The following is a 21,243-nucleotide window of genomic DNA, read 5'->3' on the forward strand; positions in this document are numbered from 1 at the left end:
GTCCGTTCTCCGCTACTTCCCGCTGCCCGCTGTGACCGTGCCGTCCTGTGCGATCACGAAGCGGGGTGTGATCACCTGGGTGAAGTACGCGTCGGACAGGTCGTCGTAGAAGCCGATCTCCCGCAGTTTCGTGGTGAAGGCCGCGGTGTTCGCCCGCAGTGCCGCCTCCTCCTCCGGGCCGGGGACGGCGAAGCCGTCGGCGGCCGGAAGCCGATCGATGTGCAGGCCATAGCGCGTACGCAGCATGTCGGTGAACTCGTCCAGCCGGAGGGAGACGGTGTGATGGGTGAACCGCGAGCGGGTGCCGCGCGAGTTGGGACGCAGCAGCGCCACCTGCACGAGCACTTCGAGCAGCGCACTGTCGAGGACGAACCGCCGTCGGCCACGGTGGGGCTGCGCGATCAGGGCGCCCGGCCGGTTCTTCAGCAGCAGGGAGTCGATCGTCTCGATGAGGTACTTGTGGTGGTAGCGGCCGCGGTAGGCCATGAGCAGCTCGATGTACTGATCGAAGGCACCGAGTCCCATGGAGACTTCCAGCAGCGGCCGGACCGCTTCGGGCTGCTCCTCACGGGGTGTTTCGACGAGGATGCTCTCCAGGCGGGCTTCGAAGTACCGTTCGCGCCGCTCCTGGTAGGCGTCCGAGCCGAAGCGCAGGAGTTCACCGACGGTGGCCCGGCCCCGGGAGGGGCGGGTGGCCTCGCCGCGTGAGACGAGGTGGTCGGCGAAGTCGTCGAGCCTGCGGACCACATAGCCGGCGCGGACGAAGTCCGGGATGCGCCGGTGCCAGGCGGCCACGCTCTGTTCGGCGAGGGCGGCCGCGGCGGTTCCGGGGATGCCAGCGGCGTCGACGAAGAGTCCGGCGCGGAAAGGGCAGCCCGCGAGCGGATCGGTGGCCGCTCCGGTGGCGGGGCAGTGGTCGGGGCCACAGGCCGGGTCCGCGCCACCGCGGGCCACGGCGTGCGGCAGCAGCTTCATCGCCTTCAGCTGCCCGAGGGCGAGATGCAGGGCGAAGAGGATTTTCAGGTACTCGACGAGGGTGACCCGCGGCAGCAGGTCTTTCAGGGACATCAGGCGCAGGACGTCGTCGGCGAGCAGGTCGGCCTGGCCGACGCACAGCGGAGGGGCGTCGTACCAGCCGCGCACCTGCTGCGGTGCGTCCTGGGTGACCTGGCTGTTGAGGTGCAGTACGGCCTGGGTCTCGACGTCGATGCGCGTGTCCGCGGACTCGTCGTGGGGGCCACCGTGTGGTGCGGAGCCGAGTCCGGTGAAGAAGAAGCGCCGCAGCTGTTCGAGGGCCGCCTGGCCCTGGCCACCGCGGGCGTGGCGCAGCATCTGGTAGAGCTGGGCGTCCGCGCCGTAGGCACGTGAGTGGTAGTAGTTGCGGAACTTGTAGGTGAGTCCGTGCAGCGGGCGCAGCCCGGCCACGGCCTGGCTGGACCGGCCGCGGTTGACCATGTCGAGCAGCTGGGTCTCGATCCACCGGCGGGTGATGTCGCTGTGCTCGGCGAAGCCGGGGAACTTCTCGGCGTGCTGTTCCTTGGTGAACTCCTTGACGAAGGCGTCGACGGAGAGTTCCTTGCGCTGCACCATTTTGCTGGGCAGGCCGTTGTGGTTGACCCGCATCAGGAAACCGGTGAGGACCCGGTCCATCTCGACCCGTTTGTACTCCAGGTGGGAGACGCCGAGGTGTTTCAGCTCGCTGTCGCGGCGGCGCAGTGCCATCAGTGCTCCGTTCCTCGGGCCCCGGCCGGGGCGAGCCGCAGGGTTCCACCGGGTTGCCGGGCGAGTCGGTACGGCGGGCTGCCCGGGGCGCTGAGCAAAACCTCCTGGCAGGAAGCCGCGGACAGGGCGTTCTTGAAGACGGCGAGTGCGAGGTTCTGACCCTGGCGGTCCTCGACGCCGGGCTGGTGGCCGCGGTGGAGCCGGTCAAGCAGCTCGTACAGGTCGAGGCGGACGACGAGCCGGGCGTGCTGCGGGCCGCCGCCGTCGGGCCGGCGACTCATGACGAGTTCCCGGGGACTGGTCTCCACGTACGGGGAGGCGGCGGGCGTGCGCACGTCGAGCGTGAACCGTCCGGCGGGGAAGAGACGGTGGCTGCGCACGGTGGCGCCGCGCACCGCCCTGACCTGGAGGGCGAGGTCGGGTTCGCCGTGGTGATCAGAGGTGTACGGCATTCCTTCGCCGCGACTGATCGCCTCGACGAGCCGGACCAGTTCCTCACCTAGGGGAAGCCTGCCGTCCAGGAGGCCGAGGAAGCGGTCGCCGGACCGGTAGCTGACCATGGTGGTCCAGCGGGTGTCGTCCAGGCTCTCGAAGTAGAAGCGGCGTCGGGCGGCGGCGAGGTAGGCGCGGTGGGCATCGCGTTGGATGCCGCCCGGGTCGGGGGTGCGGGGCAGGGCCGCGAACTGTTCGTGCAGGAGTTCTTCGTCGTGATCGCCGCGCTGGTCCACGGAGATCAGGCTGTGGCCACCGGAGGGGCCGGTGTAGTCGAGTCTGCGGTCCAGTTGCGGGTCAGGGACTCCGGCCATGTCTAGGTCCCGCAGCTGCGTGAGGAACCGGTCGTGCTCTCCGTCCCCGGCGGTGTGGATTCCGGCCCAGCTGGTGAAGTAGAAGCTGTCGAGCCGGTCCTGGACGGTGTCGGCACCGCCGGCGTAGAGGGCGTGGATCTGGCCGCAGTCCCGTCCCGAGGTCAGGGTGTAGGCGAGGGCGGAGCGCAGGTCGCGCAGGGTGATGTGGAGCCGGCCGCGGAGCTGAGACATGCGGTGCAGGGTGGCGAGCCGTTCGCGGACCTGGGGTCCGGCAGTGGGGTGGGCGAAGGTCCGGGCGTTGTGCAGGGCGTAGCAGCAGGAGGCGAGGGGGCAGGGACCGCAGGCCTCCCAGTGCCGTGGGTCGGTCATGGTGTCGACCATGCGCCGCATGATGGAACCCGTGCCGTAGGGGTCGGCGAAGACGTCTCGCGCGTTGAGGTTGATGACGACGACGCCGTTGGCCTCCTGCCCGCTCGCGAGACCTTCGCGAAGGGTGTCGGCAAGCAGCGGGTAGCGCTCCTCGTGCCGGCTGAGGAAGTCGGCCAGCCGTCCTTCGTTGATGGCGAGCAGCCGCGTCTCGTGGTCGGTCCAGGCGTCGGCGGTGTCGCCCTGGTAGGGGGCCAGGAACGCGGCCAGCACGGCGTCGTTGTCCGTCCCGTCCTCGTCCTGGCTGCCGTCGTGGTTGGTACGGAAGCGGCGCCCCCGGTAGGTGAATTCGTCCCCGTTGGTGGTGTTCTCGACGAGGTTCGCGCCCTTCTTGGCGGCGGTGGCGGCGAGATTCTGGAGGAAGGCCGTCTTGCCGTCCCCGGCGTTGCCGGTGATGACCACCAGCTGATGCGCTCCGCGCAGCACCGCCTGGGTCAGCCGGGTGTCGAGGGCGGTCTCGACGTAGAGCGGGAAGTCCGCGGGGTCCAGGCCGCGGGTGCCGGAGTTGGTCCGCGAGTTCTGGCTGTAGAGGGTCTGCAGGTGGGCCACGAAGGGGTTGTGTCCGGGCTCGGCAGGCCCAGCCGAGGCGGCCGCGGTCCCTTGTCGCGCGGACGGCTCTTCATTTTCCGTGGGATGGCGCGGGGGTGTCAGGCGTACGTCTCCGGCGTTCCGCAGCGCGGTGCGGAACGCCTCCGCGTCGGGGAAGCGTTCGGCCCGGCGGGGTGAGATCGCGCGGCGCAGCACGGCGACGAAGCCGGGTCCGAGGTCGGCGAAGCCGGCGATGTCCCGGGGGTCGGGGGCCTCCTCGTCACGCGGTGGACTCTCGCGGCCCCGCCACGGGTAGGAGCCGGTGAGTGCCATGTAGGCGGAGATCCCGACGGCGTACAGGTCGAGGTCGGTGAGGTCTTCCGCCCTGGGGCGCCCCCGGCCGACGGCTCTGGGGGCGATGAACTTGGGGGAGCCGAGGGTGGGGGTGAGGGTGGAGCCGGTGGAGACCGCCGCGTTGAAGTCCAGCAACCGGGTGCCGTCGGGGGTCCACAGGAGGTTGCTGGGCTTGATGTCGCAGTGGTAGACGCCGTGTCCGTGCAGATGGCCGAGGCCGGTCAGGCAGTCTTCCAGCAGCCGGAGCACATCGGCCGGGCCCAGCGGCCGCTCCCCGCCGCGGTCGATGACGGCCTGGAGGTCCCGCCCCTCCGCGTATTCCATGCGCAGATAGGGGAATCCGCCCTTGGGCAGCCACTCGGCGTCGATGAGCGGTACCAGGTTGGGGTGCGGCGGGAGCCGGCGCAGCGCGCGGTACTCCTTCTTAAGCCGCTCCTCCACGTCGAGGCCGCCGCCCGTGAGGATCTTCAGCACTTCGTCCTTGTCGTCGAGGACGTTGTAGACCCGGTAGACGACGCCGAACTGCCCCTGCCCGAGTTTGGCCCGCACACGGAACTTCTCGGTGAGCCGGAACCCCGGGGGCAGGGCCGCATAGTTGCGCGGATTGTTCCAGTCGAAGGAACCGTCGTCCTCCCGCTCGGCCGGGCCGCTTCGCCGCCCGCCCTGCGACGGCCGGTGCCGCTCCAGCAGCTCCAGCGCCTCCCGGGCCTCCGGGCGCCGCCGCGGGTCGGAGTCGAGCAGCCGCACGATGAGGGACCGGACACCGGCGTCCAGCCCGGACGCCTCGTCGAGCGCCACCGCCGCGACAGCCCCGGTGTCCCCCTCGGGGGCGGGCGGCTCCCCCGTGTACAGCTCGTGGAAGAGCGCACCCGCCGCGTACATGTCCGAGGCGGTCGAGAACGCGTCCGCGTCCCCCGCAACCTCCGGTGCCAAATAGGCCGCGTCATGCCGCTCCAGCGCCGACTGCCGCACCGTGAGCAGCGAACCGCGCGGCTGCCCCGGGTAGGCGAGGTCGAACCCGGTGAGCATGGCGTCCCCGTCGCGGTCGACGAGTACGGCGTCAAGGGTGAGCCCCCGGTGCAGCACCCCCTTGGCATGGGCGTGCGCGAGCCCGGCGAGCACGCCGGACATCACCCGCCGCTTGGCGTCCGCGCCCAAAGGCGACGACTCGTTCGTGAGCCGCACGCGCAGCGCATCGGCCCGCACGTCCTCCAGCACCACCGCGTACCCCGCCTGGTCGTCCAGGGGGAAGTCGTCCACGCACGCCACGATGTGCTCGCTCGCCTTGAGCCTGCCGAGCGCCTGCATCGGCGTGCTGATCCGCGCGAACGCCGCTTCCAGCTCGGCCTCCGGCAGCAGCGGATCCACCCCGTGCACCTGAAGCAGGTAGGTGCCGGAGGCCGCCTGCCCCTGCCTGCGCACCCGGTACACCGACACGTTCTCGTACGGGTCATAGGGGTCTGACGGTGCCGCCGAGGGGTCGGTCTCCGCCAGGGTCTCCTCGACCTCGTACCGGCCGAATCGCCGCGGCCCGGAGGGGGTCCTGGCCTCGGCGAGCAGTGCCTGCACGATGTCGTCGTGCTGACCGGCGATGCCCGGCACCGGGTGGCCGGCCGTCGGACGGTACTGCGTGAGAAACGGCACGAGGTCACGCAGCCGCACCGTGTGCGGCTCGTCCAGGCCACCCGGGTCCCGCAGTACGGCGTCGTCGAACGGCAGGATGACCAGCGGATCGCACCACACCGACAGCCCCGCACCGGAACGGGACCGCCGCCGCAGCAGCCCTCCCAGCACCCTCGCGTGGTCCCGGCACTTGCGCACCGGACTCGGAAAATACGCCCCGCGCCTCAGATACCAGCGGGCCCCGCGCACCTCGATCCGGCCGCGCGCCCCCTTGGTGTCGGCGAGGAAGCACACACGATCGGTGAGGATGGCCAGATCCACTTCGAAGACCTGCCGGCCGCGCCCGTACGACAGCTCGAAGTTGGACACCACCGTCCAGTCGTCGGGGGCATGGTCCCGCAGATGCCGCAGCACCATCCGCTCGGCATCATTGACCGGCTCACCCACCGGAATCATCCGCGCCACCGGCCGCAACCCCCCGTCCGCGCCTGCACACTTCGAGTCATCGGCCACTCTAGGCCCAGCCACTGACAACCCGTGCGGCACCTGCGCGACGCCCGCCGGGGGCACCGCACTCGACGTCACAGCAGCTCCCGTCGGCTGCGGGAGTTAGCCACTGCGACCCGGGCCCGCAGGATGCCCTCCGGCAGCTCACCGCCCAGCACCGAGGCAGCCGGCTCGACCTCGTCCGGCCGCGCGGTCCACTCCATGCCGCCACCCTCCGGGCGCAGCCAGACGAATCCGTCGAGGTGATCCATGACCACGCCCCGCCGCTCCCGCCGCGTGTCGTACGCGAGCTGCCCGACGGGCAGCCTGTGCGCCGCGCGCTCCTCCCGAGCGGCCCGTACGGCGGCCTCGTGGGCCTGGGCCGCGGCGGCGACGGCGGCGCGGTCGGGCCTGCGGGGAGTCTGGGGGGGCGGTGGGGTCATACGTGCCTCCTGGTGCGGGAGCCGCGTCGAGCCGACTCAGGATTTTCACTTTTCGCATCCAAAGAGTCACCGTCCGCCACTAGCGTGAACAGGGTGACGGCATCCCACCCGGGGATGCGGAACAGCACGTCAACAGGGGAAGCGCATGGCCTCGGAGACCCAGAAACTCGACCCGGCCCGCTCGGCACGGGACCTCTACGGCACGGAACTGCGCCGCCAGCGGCAAGTCGCCGGGGTATCCCTGGACCGGCTGTCCGACATCGTGAACTACAGCAAGACCCAGCTCCACGGCGTCGAGACCGCCGAGCGCCTGCCCCTGCCGCCGCTCTCCGCCAAGCTCGACGCCGCGTTCGGCACGGGCGGGCTGTTCGAGGGCCTGTGGAACATCATCCAACGGGAGCGCTACCCCGACCGATACCGCCGCTTCATGGAACTCGCCGACCAGGCCACCGATATCCACGAGTACGCCGGGCACCTGGTGCCGGGGCTGCTCCAGACACCGGCGTACGCGCGGGCGCTGCTGCGGGTGGGGGACCCGGAGGCCTCGGGAGAGGAGATCGAGCGGAAGGTGGAGCTGCGGATGGGGAGGCAGGGGCGGTTGAGGGAGGGGGATGGGCCGTATGTGTGGGTGGTGTTGGAGGAAGCGGTGCTGCGGCGGCCGTTCGGCGGCCCGGCGACCATGCGCGAACAGCTCGCCAGCCTTCTGGAGTCGGCGCAGTCACCCCGGGTAACGGTTCAGATCATCCCGTTCTCGTATGGGGAACACCCTCTTCTGGACTGCCCTTTCACCCTCCTGCACCTGCCAGGTAACACATCCGTCGCCTACTTTGAAAGCCGTCACTCCGGTCATCTCATCGAGGAACGGGCCACGGTGAAGCAGCACCAGCGCGAGTACGATCTGCTCAGGGCATGCGCCCTATCACCGCAGGCATCCGCCGCGATGATCCAAGCGGCCTTGGAGGAGTACACCCGATGCGAGCAGCCCCTGGACTGAGCCCCATACGGTGGCGCAAGTCCAGCTACAGCAATGCAGACGGGGGCAACTGCGTCGAGGTTGCCGACGGCTTCCCCGGCGCTGTGCCCGTCCGGGACAGCAAGAGCCCCGATGGCCCGATCCTGAGGCTTTCAGTGCAGGCCTGGGATCGGTTCGTCGACGGTCTCAAAGACAGCTCGTTGTAGGTCCGAGCGCAGGAACGGGCCGTATGGGGGCCACGCGGCCCGTTCCGGCACAAGAGACAACCTGTTCAGCCAGCACTCACGCCTGCGTGCCGAACGACTGCTTCCTCCAGCTTGGCGAGAGCCTGGTCCTCTCTACGATCAGCTTCGTCGCGTCGGCGATACGCCTCGCGGACGGTCTTGGCGATGCGCTCCACGTCAGCCTCCTCCAGGACCGGCACGGGGATGGTCGTGCGCAGCTCTTCGTGAATGTCCTGCTGCTTGCCTCCGACTGACATCGATCGCAGCACACGAAACAACGGATCCGACCGAAGAAACGCAAACAGATAAGCTCCCGGAAAGCGCGAATCTCCGGAGATTACACGCAGAAAGTGCTGACTGTAAGCATGGTCGAGCCACGAGCCCGTCACAAGGAATGAACGACAGAACACCTCGTTCTCTCCAAGAGTTCCTTGAGCAGCGATCATCACCGTCTCATCTGACGCAAAGATGCCCGACGGCGCCTGATGTGGGGTGATCCAACGCCCTTCTGGCCGTTGCCAAAAAGCCTGCCTCTGCCCGATCAGACGTACGGCGCCATGATCCGGATCTGCATCAACCCGCTTGAAGCGCACACCCGACCCCAACGTGCCGCGCGCGCAGACCTCCCCCAACGTCACATGCTCAACCTCCCCCAGCCGCCGCAGTATCTTGCGCGCCCGCGGCTGAAAGTTCAGCGCCCGCAATGTGGTGGCCTTCAGCCCGGTGTGCGCGAACCCAAGGTCCCGCCCCTGTTCATGCCACCGCAGGTCGAGCAGGTCCTCCAGACCAGCCGTCTCGAACAAATCCCGCGTCGCATCACCAAGACCTCGCTGAGACGCGGCACGCAAGGAGGCCGCGCTCTCCATGAGTTCGTGGATCTCCTTCTCCACGGCAACGTCGAAGCGCGGCACGGGGAGGCCCTCGATGTGGTGCGGCTCGATGTGCTTGACAGCGGACCCGTACACGGTCCCCTTGACCAATGCCTCCCCGAACCGACTGGCCAGAAAGGCGTACAGGTAACCCGCGCCGATCTTGCCGGGGTCAGGAACTACTTTGAGCACATCCTGCGAAGACCAGTACCCGGCCATATCCGGCCGCACATACGACCGCCTTCCGGCGTTGAACCCCGAGCAGGAGATCAGCGTCATGCCGGGCTCCAGCCGGAGGTAACGCAGACTCGACGACTCGGCATCGGACTTCCGCAGCCGCGGCAACGAGCTCAGGTCCGCGACCAGCATGTCCTTGCTGCCGACGAACGGCACGCTGTGCTCAGGGTCGGTGAGGTACACGCGTCGGAACTGCGGCCCGTTGTAGATACCGCCGGCATGCCCGGCCGTGACCTCGTTCAACGGCACTTTCTCCACCGTCAGCCGCTCCAGCAGCCGCCGGGTCGCGAAGGCCCCCGACAGGTACGGCTTGGCATCCAGCCTCAGCCCCTGCCTGTCGAGCCAGCTCCGCATGGCCGGGTTGCCCCGCTCGGCGATCTTCACGCGTCGTCCTCCGCCCGCTTCCAGGGGAGCTTGTCGCCGTACTCCTTGACGAACTTCCGGTACTCGCGGACGACGCTCGGCCGGTCGTGGTACTTGGGCCGGTCGCGCTCGGACATCAGGTCGTTGTCGAGGATGCGGGTGCGCCGCTTGATGGAACGCTCGATCGCGACGTTCTTGACGACGATCTCGTCCTTCTCCTCGTACTCCTTGATGACGTAGTCGCCCCTGGCGTCCCGGACGAACAGGTTGTTGCCGCGCCGGTCGTGGCCGACCTTCTCGGCGACGGCCATGAAGACCGGGTGGTCGAGGGGGCCGTGCAGGCGCTCCTCGTCCTTCTCCTGCTCGGTCTTCTTCTGGAGGAAGAGCAGAGTGGTGAGGATGTTGACGCCGGCGCCGACGACAAAGATCTCCACGGGGAGTTCGACGCTGGCCATCACCCAGCACTCGTCGAGGATGTACTTACGTACCGCCTCGTCCTCGGGGCCGGGGTTGGACAGGATGCCATTGGGGAGCACGATGCCGATACGGCCGCCCGGCTTGACCCACTCGACGGCCTTCTGAACGAAGAGCTTCTCGGGCGCAATGGAGACGGCCGGCTTGCCCCTCACCAGCGTGCCGCCCTCGTCACGGGACCAGCTGTAGGCGATGCTCCGCTCCTTCTCGAAGCCGCTCTCGTCCGTGCGGAACAGCTCAAGGACCGGACCGGTCACGGGGATGTCGGACCCGAAGGGCGGGTTGGTGAGCAGGATGTCGACCTCGCCGGGCGCGATGCGGTCGAGATGCCGCATGGCGCGCTGCATACCCCGCAGAGTTCCCATGCGGGGGAAGCCGAGGGAATCCACCTGGAAGGTGTTGCCCGCGATGTCGGTGAGCATCATGACACCGAACGCGGCGGCGCGGGTCAGGAAGGGGTCGAAGTCGGTGCCAAAAACGCATGCCTGGGCGTATTCGCCGAGCCGCTTCCGCTTCGCGGTCTCCTGCCGGGCCCGCTCCTGGACGGAAAGGTCCTGTTCGTCGTCGGGCATCCACCTGTGCAGGACGTGCAGGAGGGTCTCCCGGAGGAAGCCGCCGGTGCCGCAGCACGGGTCGAGGACGGTCTGGCCCACCTGGGGATTGAGCATCTCAACCATCAGGCGGACCGCGCCGGACGGGGTGAAGTACTGACCGCGGTCACCGCGCAGGTTGTCACCGACGAGTTCCTGGTAGGCGGTGCCGAGGGCGTCCAGGGACGTGTCGTGCATGCGGTAGGTGGCGAGCTGCTTGGTGATGAAGGTGAGCGCGCCGTCGGTCAGGGTCAAGCGGTCGTAGTCGTCGAACAGCTGCTGGTCGGCGTAGAACTCCTTGACCTCGCCGAACAGCACCCTTATCCGCTGGGCCACCTCGGCGCTGCCTGCCTCCTCCTCGGCGGCGGCGGCAAGGTCGTGGCTGTCGACGCGGAAACGCGGCTCGGCGCCCTCGCGCACCAGCCGCTCGTCATGGAGCTTGGCGAACAGTACGTACAGGAACTGCCAGAACGCCGCGTCCTTGGGCAGGCCCTCGTTTCCGTGGATGTAGTTGTGGCAGCGGCGGAAGGCGAACCGCAGCATCCGCTCGTCCGCCCGCCGCATGATCGCGAGCGAGGAGGCGTCGCCCTGGGCGTCGAAGCTGGTCGCGTCGCCGCGCGGCCAGTTCAGCAGCGGTCGGTACTTCGTCTCGAACGGGGACGAATCGTCGTCCTTGCGGATGAAGTACAGATCCTTGTCGTCGGTCCACATCCCGTACTTGCAGTCGGGTGCCGCCTGCATGAGCTGGCCGACCTCGTCGATCTGCGCCTTGGCGTGGGCGTAGGTGCGGATCTTGGAAACGGTACGGCTGTCCTTGGGGCGGGGCTTGGTGACGACGACCCGGCGGAGGTACTTGAGCTCATGATTCTCGCCATGCTCGAAGATCGCGATGCTCGCGCGGCGCCGGGACTTACGGCCGGCGTCGTTGATCACGGGGATCGAGAAGTCGGCCTCCATGTCGTGCGGGTCGATGCCGTACTGGTGGACGAGGGAGCGGGCGATGTGCTGCCGTACCTTCTCGGCCTCGGTGAGCTTCACCACCTTGTCACCGGTGATGTAGTCGAAGACCTCGTCGTCCGCGAGCTTGCGCGGGCTGGCCGGAGCCTCGCCCGCGGCTTTCTTGTCGGCCTTGCCGGACGTCTCCGGCTTGTTCGAGCCCTCCTCCGGCATGTCGAAGCCCAGCTGTTCCTCACCCATGACGTCCGCGCCCACCTTGTCCCGTATCAATATGCTTCGCACCACCTGTGTAATCCGGCGGCACCGCCCAAGACTAGGGCAGCGCGGAAGCGGTTCCCCTCCGTTCCGAGCCGACCACTTGCGTCACGCACGCGAGTAGCGTCATCCGCGTCAGTCGCCGGTGCCGCCGTTCTCCCTCAGCTCCTTCGCGATGTCGACCAGGGCCCCGAGCTCCGGCACATGCCAGTGCCGGGTGCCCTGCACCTGCTGATCGTTACCCATGGCCGTCCGCCGCATCAGGCGCACCAACGTGGAGGGGGCGTACGCCTTGCCGTCCACAGCCCATACGAGCGGCTTGACCTTGTTGTTCTGCCAGGTGGCTTGAGCCCTGCGCGGATCCTCCTCGATCCACCGGGGCAGCTGCCTGCGCTCCGGACCGGTCACCGGACGGAACTCCAGCACCGTCCCGTCCTGGAGGCGCTCCGCGTCGACGATCACCCATACCGCGTTGGTCACACGTCCACCGGATCCGGGCTCTTGATCCAGCCTGGACTCCGCGTCGCTGGGCGGCTCCTCGTTGCCGAGGACCCGGGCGTACAGGCCGTCGGTCACCAGTTGGGCACGGTCCTCGGTCCGAACCGCCGTACCAAGCTGGCTGTTGCGGCCGTACGCGCCGTCGATAACGATCACCATCCAGGCGAGGGCGCGCCGCACCCGGTCCGGCACCTCAGCCAGACGGGCCTCCCACGCCGCGTCCGCCTCCTTCTCCTCATCGAGGTCCGCGACACCCATCGCCCGGTAGAGCACATGGGTGATCAGCAGATCCCCGTAGGCGGCAGCACCCGCCAGGCGGCCGACGGCACTCTCCTTCTCCCGCTCCAGCGCCTCCCGCACCCCGCGCAGCAGTTGGACGCACCGCCACACCCGATGGGCGGTCGGCTGCGCCCCGAAGAGCTGCCGGTAGGTACTCGCTCCCCACAGAGCGGAGGCATCCCGCTTGGCCTGGGCGGCGAGGCCGGGGGAGTGTGCGGCGGCAAGGGCGATGGCCGCCTCGTCCATGGTGCACCCCTCGTCCCGAGCGGGCTCGGGCTGCCCTCGCTTGATCACGTACTGGAGGCTCAGCGAGAGCGCAAAGTCGTGCCGGAGATCGGACTGTTCGGGCCTGCGCGATCGGAAGTCCCGCTCCTGGGTGGGATTCTGCGTGTTGGCGGCAACGGTGACACGGTCGCCGAAGTCCTCGGGGCAGTCCTCCAAGGAGATGATCCGCACCAGAAGTCGCCCGAGGGCGGCCTTCCCGGGCTTCTGCCGCATCGCGCGGTGCACGGCGCTCACCGTCTGCGCCCCGTTGATGAGGCTGGCGCCCTCCAGCCGGAAGCCGGCGCCGGCACCCGCCACCGGGGCACCCTTGCCGTGCTTGCGGATCCGGTCGCAGAGCAGTGTGATCCCGTTGCTCAAGTACCAGAAGTGTTCGGGCTCCTTGACGAGGGTGGCGCGAATCTTGTCGTTGACATCGCTGACATCGAGAGCATCGCGGATGTTGCGCGCCGTGAGGTGACGCCCGTGATCGTCGTACCACCCGGCGACCGCCTCGGCGGAGACCGTTCCGTAGTAGGCGGTGTACGGGGAATCGATTTTTCCCACGCCGTCGACCTGCACGTCCAGGTCGACCTTCCGCTCTGCATGCTCGCCCAGGATCTCCCGGTGCAGATCACGCAGGTTGACGACCTTGAGTTCCACAAGGTCGTCATCCAGGTTGTGCTTGTCGACCACCTCGTTGAGGAAGTCCTTGGTGTTCTGGTGCAGATCGGTGCCGGTCACGAGCGCCAGCACGAGGGTCACCTTGGGCGAGGGGCTGTTGAGCGCCGCGTCTATGGCGGCCGAATGCCGGTCGATCTTGCTTCCGAAGCGGTGGAACTCCAGTTCCAGAAGGTAGTCGAGCCCACGTATCAACGCGGCGGCTTCATGCTCGCCGAATCCGGCCTCGCCCTTGTCGCTCCACTTCGCCTGCACGAGGGTGACATGCTGCCGGTCGCCCCGCGGCTGCACCGCGACCGCGTCGATACCCTTGTCCGTAGAGCTGTCGATCACGGACCGGCCGGCCTCTTCGTCAGAGCACGCCGTCTCGATCTTGACCGCCAGTGCGGCCACCGCACGACTGAGGAACATCTGCTCCTCGTCCGGTCGCTCGGCGACATCCTCCATATCGACCAGCGGCCGGAACCGCTCGGTCAGCTTCCTGCGCAGATTCCGGACCTGAACCGGGTACGGCACGGATTCCCCCTGACGTCATGGGCGCGAGACGGCACGTTGCCCCTGAGGGCATCGCCGACGAGGCTATCCCGGCAGGTGGCAGGCGTTCCGCCCGTTTCCACGGAACAACTCGACCTTGTCGCCGCAGGCAGGCCACCCCATACAGCCAGTCACATAAATTGAGCACAAGAGTAATCTTGTGGCACCATGTGCGCATGGTTGAGATCGCCATCAGCGCCGCCCGTTCCCAGCTCGGCGACCTGGTCCGCCGCGCCGCCCACGGCCGCGAGGCCATCGCCCTCACCGACCACGGGCACGTGGCCGCACTCCTTGTCTCACCCCAGGTGATAGAGGATCTCGAAGACGCCCTCGCGATCGCCGACTATCAGCGACGCAAGGCCGAAGGCACTCTCGAGCCAGGGATTCCCATGGCGGAGGTGCGACGGCGACTGGGGCTCGAACAGCGGTGACCTACGAGGTCATCTTCGAACCGCGCGCACTGAATGCCGCGGCCCGGTATTGAAAGAGGACCCGAGTGGCCTCGCGTTGGTTCTGGACACCATCGACAAGCTTGCCGACGATCCCCGTCCGGCCGGATCGATCGCGTATGGATCACCCCACCTTCGCCGACTGCACATCAACGACTACCGGGTGCTGTATGTGATCGAGGAGAACGTGATCCGCGTCCTGGTCACCCACCTCGGCCGGACCGCCTGAACGACGAAGGGGGTCGCGAAGCAAGCGACCCCCTTCAGTAATTTCGCAACCTGGCGAGAGTCAGCCGCCCAGCACCTTCGTGACATCCGCCAGCACAGGGATCGCCCCGACCGACGGCGCCTGGGCCACCGGGCCGGTCAGCATTTGGGAGGTGAGGGGCTGGAAGTCGGCGAGCTGGGTGCCGACGCCGTTGTCGAGGGGGTCGACGCCGGTGCCGGCGAGGGGGTTGGGCTTGAGGCCCGCGACGGGGCCGGTGACGTAGCCGACCGTGCCGGTGAGGGCCTGGAGGCCGGCCTGCGGGTCGACCTGGCCGAGCGAGGTGGGGCGGGTGCGCAGCAGGTCCAGGTCGGGTGCGGCGTCGGCGGCGGACGCCGTACCCGCGCCCGTGCCCAGCGCCGCTCCCGCCGTCGCGAGGGCGACCAGGGCGCGCCGGCCGGTCGGGTTCTGGGGAGAAGCGTGTCGGGCCATCGCGGCGCCCACTTTCTGGTGCGATCGGTAATCAGGTCGACACGAAGGGTAGTTGGCGTGTGACGCGCGCTGCAAAGCCGACCCGCGGGGTCGTGACCGGGGCGATCGATGCCGCACACTGGTGTCCCGTGAGTTCCCATCCGGCCATACCTGCGCGCGTCGTGCTGCTCTGCGGCCCCTCCGGCTCCGGCAAGTCCCTTCTCGCGGCCCGCTCCGGCCTTCCGGTGCTGCGGCTCGACGACTTCTACAAGGAGGCCGACGACCCCACCCTGCCGCTGGTGGAGGGGAGTTCCGACATCGACTGGGACCACCCCGAGTCCTGGGACGCGGACGGCGCGCTCGCCGCGATCGCCGAGCTGTGCCGCACGGGCCGTACGGGCGTTCCCGTGTACGACATCTCCCTGAGCGCCCGCACCGGCGAGGAGACGATCTCGATCGGGCGGACCCCGCTGTTCATCGCGGAGGGCATCTTCGCCGCCGAGATCATCGGCCGCTGCCGTGAACTGGGCGTGCTGGCCGACGCGCTGTGCCTGAGCCGCGGCCCGGTCAAGACGTTCCGCCGACGCTTCCTGCGGGATCTCAAGGAGGGCCGCAAGTCGGTGCCGTTCCTGCTGCGCCGCGGCTGGCGCCTGATGCGCACGGAGCGTTCCATCGTGTCCCGGCAGAGCGCGCTCGGCGCGTACGCCTGCGACCGCGACGAGGCGATGGGCCGCCTGGCCGCCGCGGCGGCGGGCCGCTGCGCCCCCACGACGCGTACGGCGGCCTGAGCGCCCCGTACGGCCTCGCCCGGCCCTCGTCCCCACTGCGCACACGAAAGCGGGACTGGACGGACCCCCCGGCCCTCCAGTCCCGCTCCTCGGTGCTCCCCCGTGCTCCCCCCGTGTCCCCCCGGGTGGTGCTTCCCCCTTGCTGTGCGCGGTACCGCTCCCCCGGACGTCCCCCGTCGGGTCCCCCCGGTACCGCTCCTCCGTTCCTCCCCCGATTTCCCCCGTGCTCCCCCGTGTTCCCCCGTTCACCGGCTTCCCTGAACGGAGCCGGCCCCCCGTTCACCTCAGGCGACGAGCTCGCCGAAGGCGTCCTCCTCGTCACGGCCGAAGCTGAGGACCTCGTCCTCGCGCAGCCGGCGGAGCGACCGCCAGATGCTCGACTTCACCGTGCCGACACTGATGTCGAGGATCTCCGCGATCTCCGGGTCGGTGCGGCCCTCGTAGTAGCGCAGGACCAGCATCGTGCGCTGGAGTTCGGGCAGCCGGGCCAGCGCCTGCCACAGGACGGCGCGCAGTTCGGTGCCGCGCATCGCGTCCGTGTCGCCGGGCGTCTCCGGCAGTTCCTCGGTCGGGTACTCGTTCAGCTTGCGGCGGCGCCACGCGCTGATGTGCAGGTTGGTCATGGTGCGGCGGAGGTATCCGCCGACCGCGGCCTTGTCGCTGATCCGCTCCCAGGCCCGGTAGGTCGAGAACAGCGCGCTCTGGAGCAGGTCCTCGGCCTCGAAGCGGTCACCGGTGAGGTGGTAGGCGGTTGCGTACAGGGAGGCGCGGCGCTCCTGGACGTAGGCGGTGAACTCCGCCTCCGTCAGAGAGCGGCGCTCCCCCGTGTCCTCCCCGTACGCGGCTCCCCCGTGAGCCCCCTTGGCGCTCTCCCCCGAGTGCGCCTCCACCACCGACATGTACGCCGTGTGCTGGCGTCCGACGCCGCGAGCGCACCCCCGCCCGCTCACGACGCCGGACTTCTCGGAAACCCGGTGCACGTCGTGCAGACGCGTGACCACTGCGCTGGTGCTCATACCGTGCAGCGTGTTCATCTCGCGCCCCCCGTCGTGGACTTCCGGTGTTTCGGTCTTCTGTTTCGTGCGGCTCGTGCCGGCGACCTGCTTCCGGTCTCGCCTTCCGGTCTCTCGCCTTCCGGCTCGCTTCCGGTCCTGCTTCCTTGCCTGTGCCGAAAAGCTTGCCGGGGTCACTTCATCGCCGTGTCCGCCGACTGTCACAGACCTGTCACAGGGGTCGGTCACGGCGACACCACAGATCGTTCACATGAGCCGCCGCTACGGCGGTACGGCCCCACAGGTCGAACGACGGGCCTCCATGGGCCAGAATGAGCCCGTGCCTTCCCTGTTGCTGATCGAGGACGACGACGCCATCCGTACGGCCCTGGAGCTCTCACTGACGCGCCAGGGACACCGTGTGGCGACCGCTGCGAGCGGTGAGGACGGTCTGAAGCTGCTGCGCGAGCAACGGCCGGATCTGATCGTGCTGGACGTCATGCTGCCCGGCATCGACGGTTTCGAGGTGTGCCGCCGCATCCGGCGCACCGACCAGCTGCCGATCATCCTGCTGACCGCGCGCAGCGACGACATCGACGTGGTGGTCGGGCTGGAGTCCGGCGCCGACGACTACGTCGTCAAACCGGTGCAGGGGCGGGTGCTCGACGCCCGGATCCGGGCCGTGCTGCGCCGCGGGGAGCGCGAGTCGAACGACTCGGCGAGCTTCGGCAGCCTCGTCATCGACCGCGCGGCGATGACGGTGACGAAGAACGGCGAGGACCTCCAGCTCACCCCGACCGAGCTGCGGCTGCTGCTCGAACTGAGCCGGCGGCCCGGTCAGGCCCTGTCCCGGCAGCAGTTGCTGCGCCTGGTGTGGGAGCACGACTACCTCGGCGACTCTCGGCTGGTGGACGCCTGTGTCCAGCGGCTGCGCGCCAAGGTCGAGGACGTGCCGTCCTCCCCCACCCTGATCCGTACCGTGCGCGGGGTCGGCTACCGCCTGGACAGCCCTCAGTGACCGAACGGCAAGGGGGGATCCGCGGCTGGTCCGCGGAGCGCAAGGGACATCTCGCACGGCTGCGTTTCACGAGCCTGCGGCTGCGGCTCGTGGTGGTCTTCGGGCTGGTGGCGCTGACCGCCGCCGTGTCCGCGTCCGGCATCGCGTACTGGCTCAACCGCGAGGCGGTGCTGACGCGTACGCAGGGCGCGGTGCTGCGGGACTTCGAGCAGGAGATGCAGAACCGCGCGGGATCGCTGCCGGCCGACCCGTCGCAGGACGAACTCCAGCACACGGCCGGGCAGATGGCCAACAGCAGCCAGCGCTTCAGCGTGCTGCTCGTCGCGGAGGACGCCGACGGCAGGACGGTGTACGGCAACTCGGCCGGTCTGAACGGCTTCTCGCTGGAGGACGTGCCCGAGTCGCTGCGCACGGCGGTGAACAGGCAGCAGGACACCGGGGCGGGCAACAAGTCGCCGTACCACCTGTACTGGCAGCGGGTCGTCGTCAGCGGGACGCCGTACCTCGTGGCCGGGACGAAGGTGATCGGCGGGGGCCCGACCGGCTACATGCGCAAGTCCCTCGAACCGGAGGCCAAGGACCTCAACTCCCTCGCGTGGTCGCTGGGGATCGCCACGGGCCTGGCGCTGGTCGGGGCCGCGCTGCTCGCGCAGGCGGCCGCGACGACCGTGCTGAAGCCGGTGCACCGGCTGGGGGTGGCCGCGCGGCGGCTCGGCGAGGGCGAGCTGGACACCCGGCTGCGGGTCTCCGGGACCGACGAACTCGCCGATCTGTCACGGACGTTCAACCGGACGGCGGAGGCGCTGGAGAAACGGGTCGCCGACATGGCCGCCCGGGACGACGCCTCGCGCCGTTTCGTGGCGGACATGAGCCATGAACTGCGCACGCCGCTCACCGCCATCACCGCCGTCACGGAGGTGCTGGAGGAGGAGCTGGACGCCGAGTCGGGCGGCATCGACCCGATGATCGAGCCCGCGGTGCGGCTCGTGGTGTCCGAGACGCGGCGGCTCAACGACCTCGTCGAGAACCTGATGGAGGTCACCCGCTTCGACGCCGGCACGGCACGGCTGGTGCTGGACGACGTCGACGTCGCCGACCAGATCACGCACTGCATCGACGCGCGGGCCTGGCTGGACGCGGTCGACCTGGACGCCGAGCGCGGCATCCACGCGCTGCTCGATCCGCGCCGTCTGGACGTGATCCTCGCCAACCTCATCGGCAACGCGCTCAAGCACGGCGGTTCGCCGGTGCGGGTGTCGGTGACGACGACGGACGACGAGATGGTCATCGCGGTGCGCGACCACGGGCCCGGCATCCCCGAGGACGTCCTGCCGCACGTCTTCGACCGCTTCTACAAGGCGAGCGCCTCCCGGCCGCGTTCCGAGGGCAGCGGTCTCGGCCTGTCCATCGCCCTGGAGAACGCCCATATCCACGGCGGCGGGATCACGGCCGCCAACTCACCCGACGGCGGCGCGGTCTTCACGCTGCGGCTGCCGCGGGACGCCTCGGAACTCGCGGAGCAGCCCGAGAGCGCCGGCGGCGCGGACAAGCGGGGCACGGACAAGCGGGGCACGGACAAGCGCGGCAAGGACAAGCAGGGGGACGCCTGATGAACGTACGCCGCCGGCCGGCGCTGCCGCTGCTCGTGGGGCTGCTCGGCGGGCTGCTCGCCGGCTGCGGGATCCGGGCGACGGAGGTGCCGACCGACTTCGGCCCGGCGCCCTCGCGGGTGCGCTGCTCGCTCGCCGAGCCGGACGTGACGACGCAGACCTCGCGGGGCGTGCCGGTGCGGGTGTTTTTGCTGTGCGGGTCGTCGCTGGTCGCCGTGGACCGCAGTGTGCCGGTGCCGGAGGACGGCGCCGGGGACTCGGCGCGGCGCGTCCTGGTCGCCCAGGGCCTGCTGGACGAGTTGGCCGAGTCGCCGCCGGCGGCCGAGAAGGAGGCCGGCTACACGACGGACGTGCGCGGCGGCATGACGGTGAGCGGTCCGGCCCCGAAGGACCCGGACGACGCGCTGCGGCTGAGCACCTCCCCCGACGAGCTGACCTCGTTCGCGCTCGCCCAACTGGTGTGCACCTTCTCCGACTCGGCGGCGGCCGAGGGGGACGGCTCGGTCGTTCTGGGCGGTCCGGGGGCGGAGCGGCCCCGCCGGTACGCGTGCACGGACGAGGTGCGGTCACGGCCGGGCACCAAGGAACCGCCGTCCACGGAGATCGCCGGTCAGTGACCGCGGGGGTCGTCGGCCGGTGACCACAGGGGCCGCCGTTCAGTGACAGGGGGCACACCTGCCCCGGGCCGGAACCGATCGTGCCGGGCGTGGCGTCTTGGGGGTCGTGCAGCGTCAAGGCTCCATCGGCGGCAGCGCCGTGATCCGCATCCGTGCGACCGGGATCGTCCTCCTGGTCGCACACCTTCTGTTCGTCGCCTGGTGCACGCTGCGACCGCTCGACGTCCCCTGGGTGATGCCCACCAATCTGCATCCCCTGGACGGCATCCGGGCCGATCTGCGGCTGGGCCGGCCGGAGGCGGCCCGTCGCATCGGCGGGGCCCTCGGACTGCTCGCCCCGCTGGGCGTGCTGCTGCCGCTGGCCCACGGCCGGCTCAGGGTCGCCCCGCTCGCCTCCTTCGTCCGCACGGTCACGGCGGGCGCGTTGCTGTCGCTGGGGATCGAGCTGTTGCAGACGGGGGTGCCGGGCCGCGTCATGGACGTCGACTCGCTGCTGCTGAACACCACGGGCGTGGCCCTCGCGCACGCCGCGGTGGTCCCGGCGGCCCGGGGCTGGCTGCGGCGCAGGAGTGAGCGCCGGCAGCTGCGGGCGATGCGGGCGGAGGAGTCGGCTCAGGGTAGGACCCCGACGATTCCCAGGGTCGGGATCGCCCCTTAGAGCGACGCTTCGTCCGCTTCGTCTCCTTAGCGTGGAAGGCAGTTGAGGCTGCCCGTCAGGGGCCGCCTCGGACCGACGCTCGTGAAGGAGCCGCAGATGTCCAGCCTCGCCCGCCCTGCCCAGGACCGCATGATCGCCGGAGTGTGCGCCGCGCTGGCCCGCCGCTTCGGCACCTCCGCGACGACGATGCGGGTGCTGTTCCTGCTGTCCTGTCTGCTGCCGGGCCCGCAGTTCCTGCTCTACCTCGCCCTGTGGATCTTCCTGCCCTCGGAGAGCAAGAGCCGCACGGCCTGGTGAGCGCGCCGTACGGCCTGGTGAACGCGCCGCACGGCCTGGTGAGGGCCTTGCCCCCCGCTTCTCGCCCTCCGGTCGTGCGAACGCCGTCGGGGCGCGCCCGGGAGTTCCGGTCGCGCCCCGACGGGGTGTGCGAGGTGCATCCAGGTCGTGCCGGGGGTCAGCCCAGGGGGATGCCGTTCACCGGGAGGCCGTGGGTCGGCAGCCCCTGAAGCGGCAGACCGCCGAGGAGGCCCGCGACGGGGGCGGTCGGGCCCTCGGCGAGCAGCTTCTGGGCGACCGGCTGCACGGCCGTCAGCCCGGCGCCCAGGGCCGGCTGGGCCTGCTCCAGCGCCACACCGGCGCCCGGCAGCGCCGAGGCCACGTTCTCCGCCGGCAGCGTCTTGGTGATGCCGTCCAGCGCCTGGGTGGCGTCGGGGACGGCAGGGGCGGCGTTGGCGGCGCCCGCACCGGCGGCGGCGAAGGCGGCGCCGAGGGCGGCGACGCCGAGGGTCTTGGCAGCAGACTGCTTCATGATAAATGCGTCCTCGAATACGGGGAACTGAGCGGTCCACGACC

General features: G+C 69.7%; 19 protein-coding genes. 10 read left to right on the plus strand and 9 right to left on the minus strand.

What is annotated here, in order from left to right; genetic code table 11:
- Positions 1 to 12: 12 nt before the first annotated feature.
- The 3 genes from ACFYX4_RS07265 to ACFYX4_RS07275 all read right to left on the minus strand — a co-directional run bounded on the left by ACFYX4_RS07265 (position 13) and on the right by ACFYX4_RS07275 (position 6,388).
- On the minus strand, positions 13 to 1,722 hold the full coding sequence (locus ACFYX4_RS07265; RefSeq protein ID WP_389327343.1) for a hypothetical protein: 1,710 nt from the start codon (positions 1,720 to 1,722) through the stop codon (positions 13 to 15).
- Positions 1,722 to 5,906 carry a protein kinase gene (locus ACFYX4_RS07270; protein WP_389327346.1) on the minus strand — a complete coding sequence of 1,395 codons (4,185 nt, stop codon included), beginning with the start codon at positions 5,904 to 5,906 and terminating at the stop codon, positions 1,722 to 1,724. Before ACFYX4_RS07270 ends, ACFYX4_RS07265 begins: the two co-directional genes overlap by 1 nt.
- Positions 5,907 to 6,040: 134 nt before the next feature.
- On the minus strand, positions 6,041 to 6,388 hold the full coding sequence (locus ACFYX4_RS07275) for a hypothetical protein (protein ID WP_389327349.1): 348 nt from the start codon (positions 6,386 to 6,388) through the stop codon (positions 6,041 to 6,043).
- A gap of 145 nt (positions 6,389 to 6,533) precedes the next feature.
- Here ACFYX4_RS07275 and ACFYX4_RS07280 point away from each other — a divergent pair, with 145 nt between their 5' ends.
- Complete coding sequence (locus ACFYX4_RS07280; RefSeq protein ID WP_389327352.1) at positions 6,534 to 7,382, plus strand: DUF5753 domain-containing protein; 849 nt, start codon at positions 6,534 to 6,536, stop codon at positions 7,380 to 7,382.
- Positions 7,361 to 7,567, plus strand: a complete 207-nt coding sequence (locus ACFYX4_RS07285; RefSeq protein WP_389327355.1) for a DUF397 domain-containing protein — start codon at positions 7,361 to 7,363, stop codon at positions 7,565 to 7,567. The genes ACFYX4_RS07280 and ACFYX4_RS07285 overlap by 22 nt, the downstream gene beginning before the upstream one ends.
- A 65-nt stretch (positions 7,568 to 7,632) precedes the next feature.
- Here the strand turns inward: ACFYX4_RS07285 and ACFYX4_RS07290 are convergent, their stop codons facing one another.
- From ACFYX4_RS07290 to ACFYX4_RS07300, 3 genes are all read right to left on the minus strand, one after another.
- Positions 7,633 to 9,075, minus strand: a complete 1,443-nt coding sequence (locus tag ACFYX4_RS07290) for a restriction endonuclease subunit S (RefSeq protein WP_389327358.1) — start codon at positions 9,073 to 9,075, stop codon at positions 7,633 to 7,635.
- The gene (locus ACFYX4_RS07295) at positions 9,072 to 11,315 is read right to left on the minus strand and encodes a restriction endonuclease subunit M (protein WP_389327361.1); all 2,244 of its coding nucleotides are present in this window, start codon (positions 11,313 to 11,315) and stop codon (positions 9,072 to 9,074) included. The genes ACFYX4_RS07290 and ACFYX4_RS07295 overlap by 4 nt, the downstream gene beginning before the upstream one ends.
- A gap of 150 nt (positions 11,316 to 11,465) precedes the next feature.
- On the minus strand, positions 11,466 to 13,565 hold the full coding sequence (locus ACFYX4_RS07300) for an AIPR family protein (protein WP_389327364.1): 2,100 nt from the start codon (positions 13,563 to 13,565) through the stop codon (positions 11,466 to 11,468).
- Between the two features lie 194 nt (positions 13,566 to 13,759).
- Between ACFYX4_RS07300 and ACFYX4_RS07305 the strand changes: the two genes are divergently transcribed.
- Both ACFYX4_RS07305 and ACFYX4_RS07310 read left to right on the plus strand, forming a co-directional pair.
- Entirely contained in the window at positions 13,760 to 14,014 is a 255-nt protein-coding gene (locus ACFYX4_RS07305) for a type II toxin-antitoxin system Phd/YefM family antitoxin (RefSeq protein ID WP_389327367.1), read from the plus strand.
- A 76-nt stretch (positions 14,015 to 14,090) separates the two neighbouring features.
- Positions 14,091 to 14,261 carry a type II toxin-antitoxin system RelE/ParE family toxin gene (locus ACFYX4_RS07310; protein ID WP_389327370.1) on the plus strand — a complete coding sequence of 57 codons (171 nt, stop codon included), beginning with the start codon at positions 14,091 to 14,093 and terminating at the stop codon, positions 14,259 to 14,261.
- A gap of 60 nt (positions 14,262 to 14,321) precedes the next feature.
- Here ACFYX4_RS07310 and ACFYX4_RS07315 read toward each other — a convergent pair whose 3' ends face one another.
- Positions 14,322 to 14,729: a hypothetical protein gene (locus ACFYX4_RS07315; RefSeq protein ID WP_389327373.1), complete on the minus strand. Its 408-nt coding sequence runs from the start codon at positions 14,727 to 14,729 to the stop codon at positions 14,322 to 14,324.
- 59 nt (positions 14,730 to 14,788) lie between these two features.
- On the opposite strand from ACFYX4_RS07315, the gene ACFYX4_RS07320 reads away from it, so the two are divergent.
- Positions 14,789 to 15,496, plus strand: a complete 708-nt coding sequence (locus tag ACFYX4_RS07320; RefSeq protein WP_389327376.1) for a uridine kinase — start codon at positions 14,789 to 14,791, stop codon at positions 15,494 to 15,496.
- A gap of 284 nt (positions 15,497 to 15,780) precedes the next feature.
- On the opposite strand, the gene ACFYX4_RS07325 is transcribed toward ACFYX4_RS07320, so the two are convergent.
- Positions 15,781 to 16,530, minus strand: a complete 750-nt coding sequence (locus ACFYX4_RS07325; RefSeq protein WP_389327379.1) for a SigE family RNA polymerase sigma factor — start codon at positions 16,528 to 16,530, stop codon at positions 15,781 to 15,783.
- Positions 16,531 to 16,828: 298 nt separating this feature from the next.
- Between ACFYX4_RS07325 and afsQ1 the strand changes: the two genes are divergently transcribed.
- The 5 genes from afsQ1 (at position 16,829) to ACFYX4_RS07350 (ending at position 20,688) form a co-directional block, all read left to right on the plus strand.
- Positions 16,829 to 17,506 (plus strand): two-component system response regulator AfsQ1, encoded by a 678-nt coding sequence (gene afsQ1 / locus ACFYX4_RS07330; RefSeq protein ID WP_389327381.1) that lies wholly within the window; start codon positions 16,829 to 16,831, stop codon positions 17,504 to 17,506.
- Positions 17,503 to 19,116 carry an ATP-binding protein gene (locus ACFYX4_RS07335; RefSeq protein WP_389327384.1) on the plus strand — a complete coding sequence of 538 codons (1,614 nt, stop codon included), beginning with the start codon at positions 17,503 to 17,505 and terminating at the stop codon, positions 19,114 to 19,116. The genes afsQ1 and ACFYX4_RS07335 overlap by 4 nt, the downstream gene beginning before the upstream one ends.
- The gene (locus tag ACFYX4_RS07340) at positions 19,116 to 19,733 is read left to right on the plus strand and encodes a hypothetical protein (protein ID WP_389327387.1); all 618 of its coding nucleotides are present in this window, start codon (positions 19,116 to 19,118) and stop codon (positions 19,731 to 19,733) included. Before ACFYX4_RS07335 ends, ACFYX4_RS07340 begins: the two co-directional genes overlap by 1 nt.
- A gap of 106 nt (positions 19,734 to 19,839) precedes the next feature.
- Positions 19,840 to 20,391: a VanZ family protein gene (locus ACFYX4_RS07345; RefSeq protein ID WP_389327390.1), complete on the plus strand. Its 552-nt coding sequence runs from the start codon at positions 19,840 to 19,842 to the stop codon at positions 20,389 to 20,391.
- A 96-nt stretch (positions 20,392 to 20,487) separates the two neighbouring features.
- Positions 20,488 to 20,688, plus strand: coding sequence for a PspC domain-containing protein (locus ACFYX4_RS07350; protein ID WP_389327393.1), 201 nt, complete (start codon positions 20,488 to 20,490; stop codon positions 20,686 to 20,688).
- 157 nt (positions 20,689 to 20,845) lie between these two features.
- Here ACFYX4_RS07350 and ACFYX4_RS07355 read toward each other — a convergent pair whose 3' ends face one another.
- Positions 20,846 to 21,199, minus strand: a complete 354-nt coding sequence (locus tag ACFYX4_RS07355; RefSeq protein ID WP_389327396.1) for an ATP-binding protein — start codon at positions 21,197 to 21,199, stop codon at positions 20,846 to 20,848.
- Positions 21,200 to 21,243: the final 44 nt, after the last annotated feature.

This window comes from Streptomyces sp. NPDC002328, assembly GCF_042890065.1.
Taxonomy (GTDB): Bacteria; Actinomycetota; Actinomycetes; order Streptomycetales; family Streptomycetaceae; genus Streptomyces.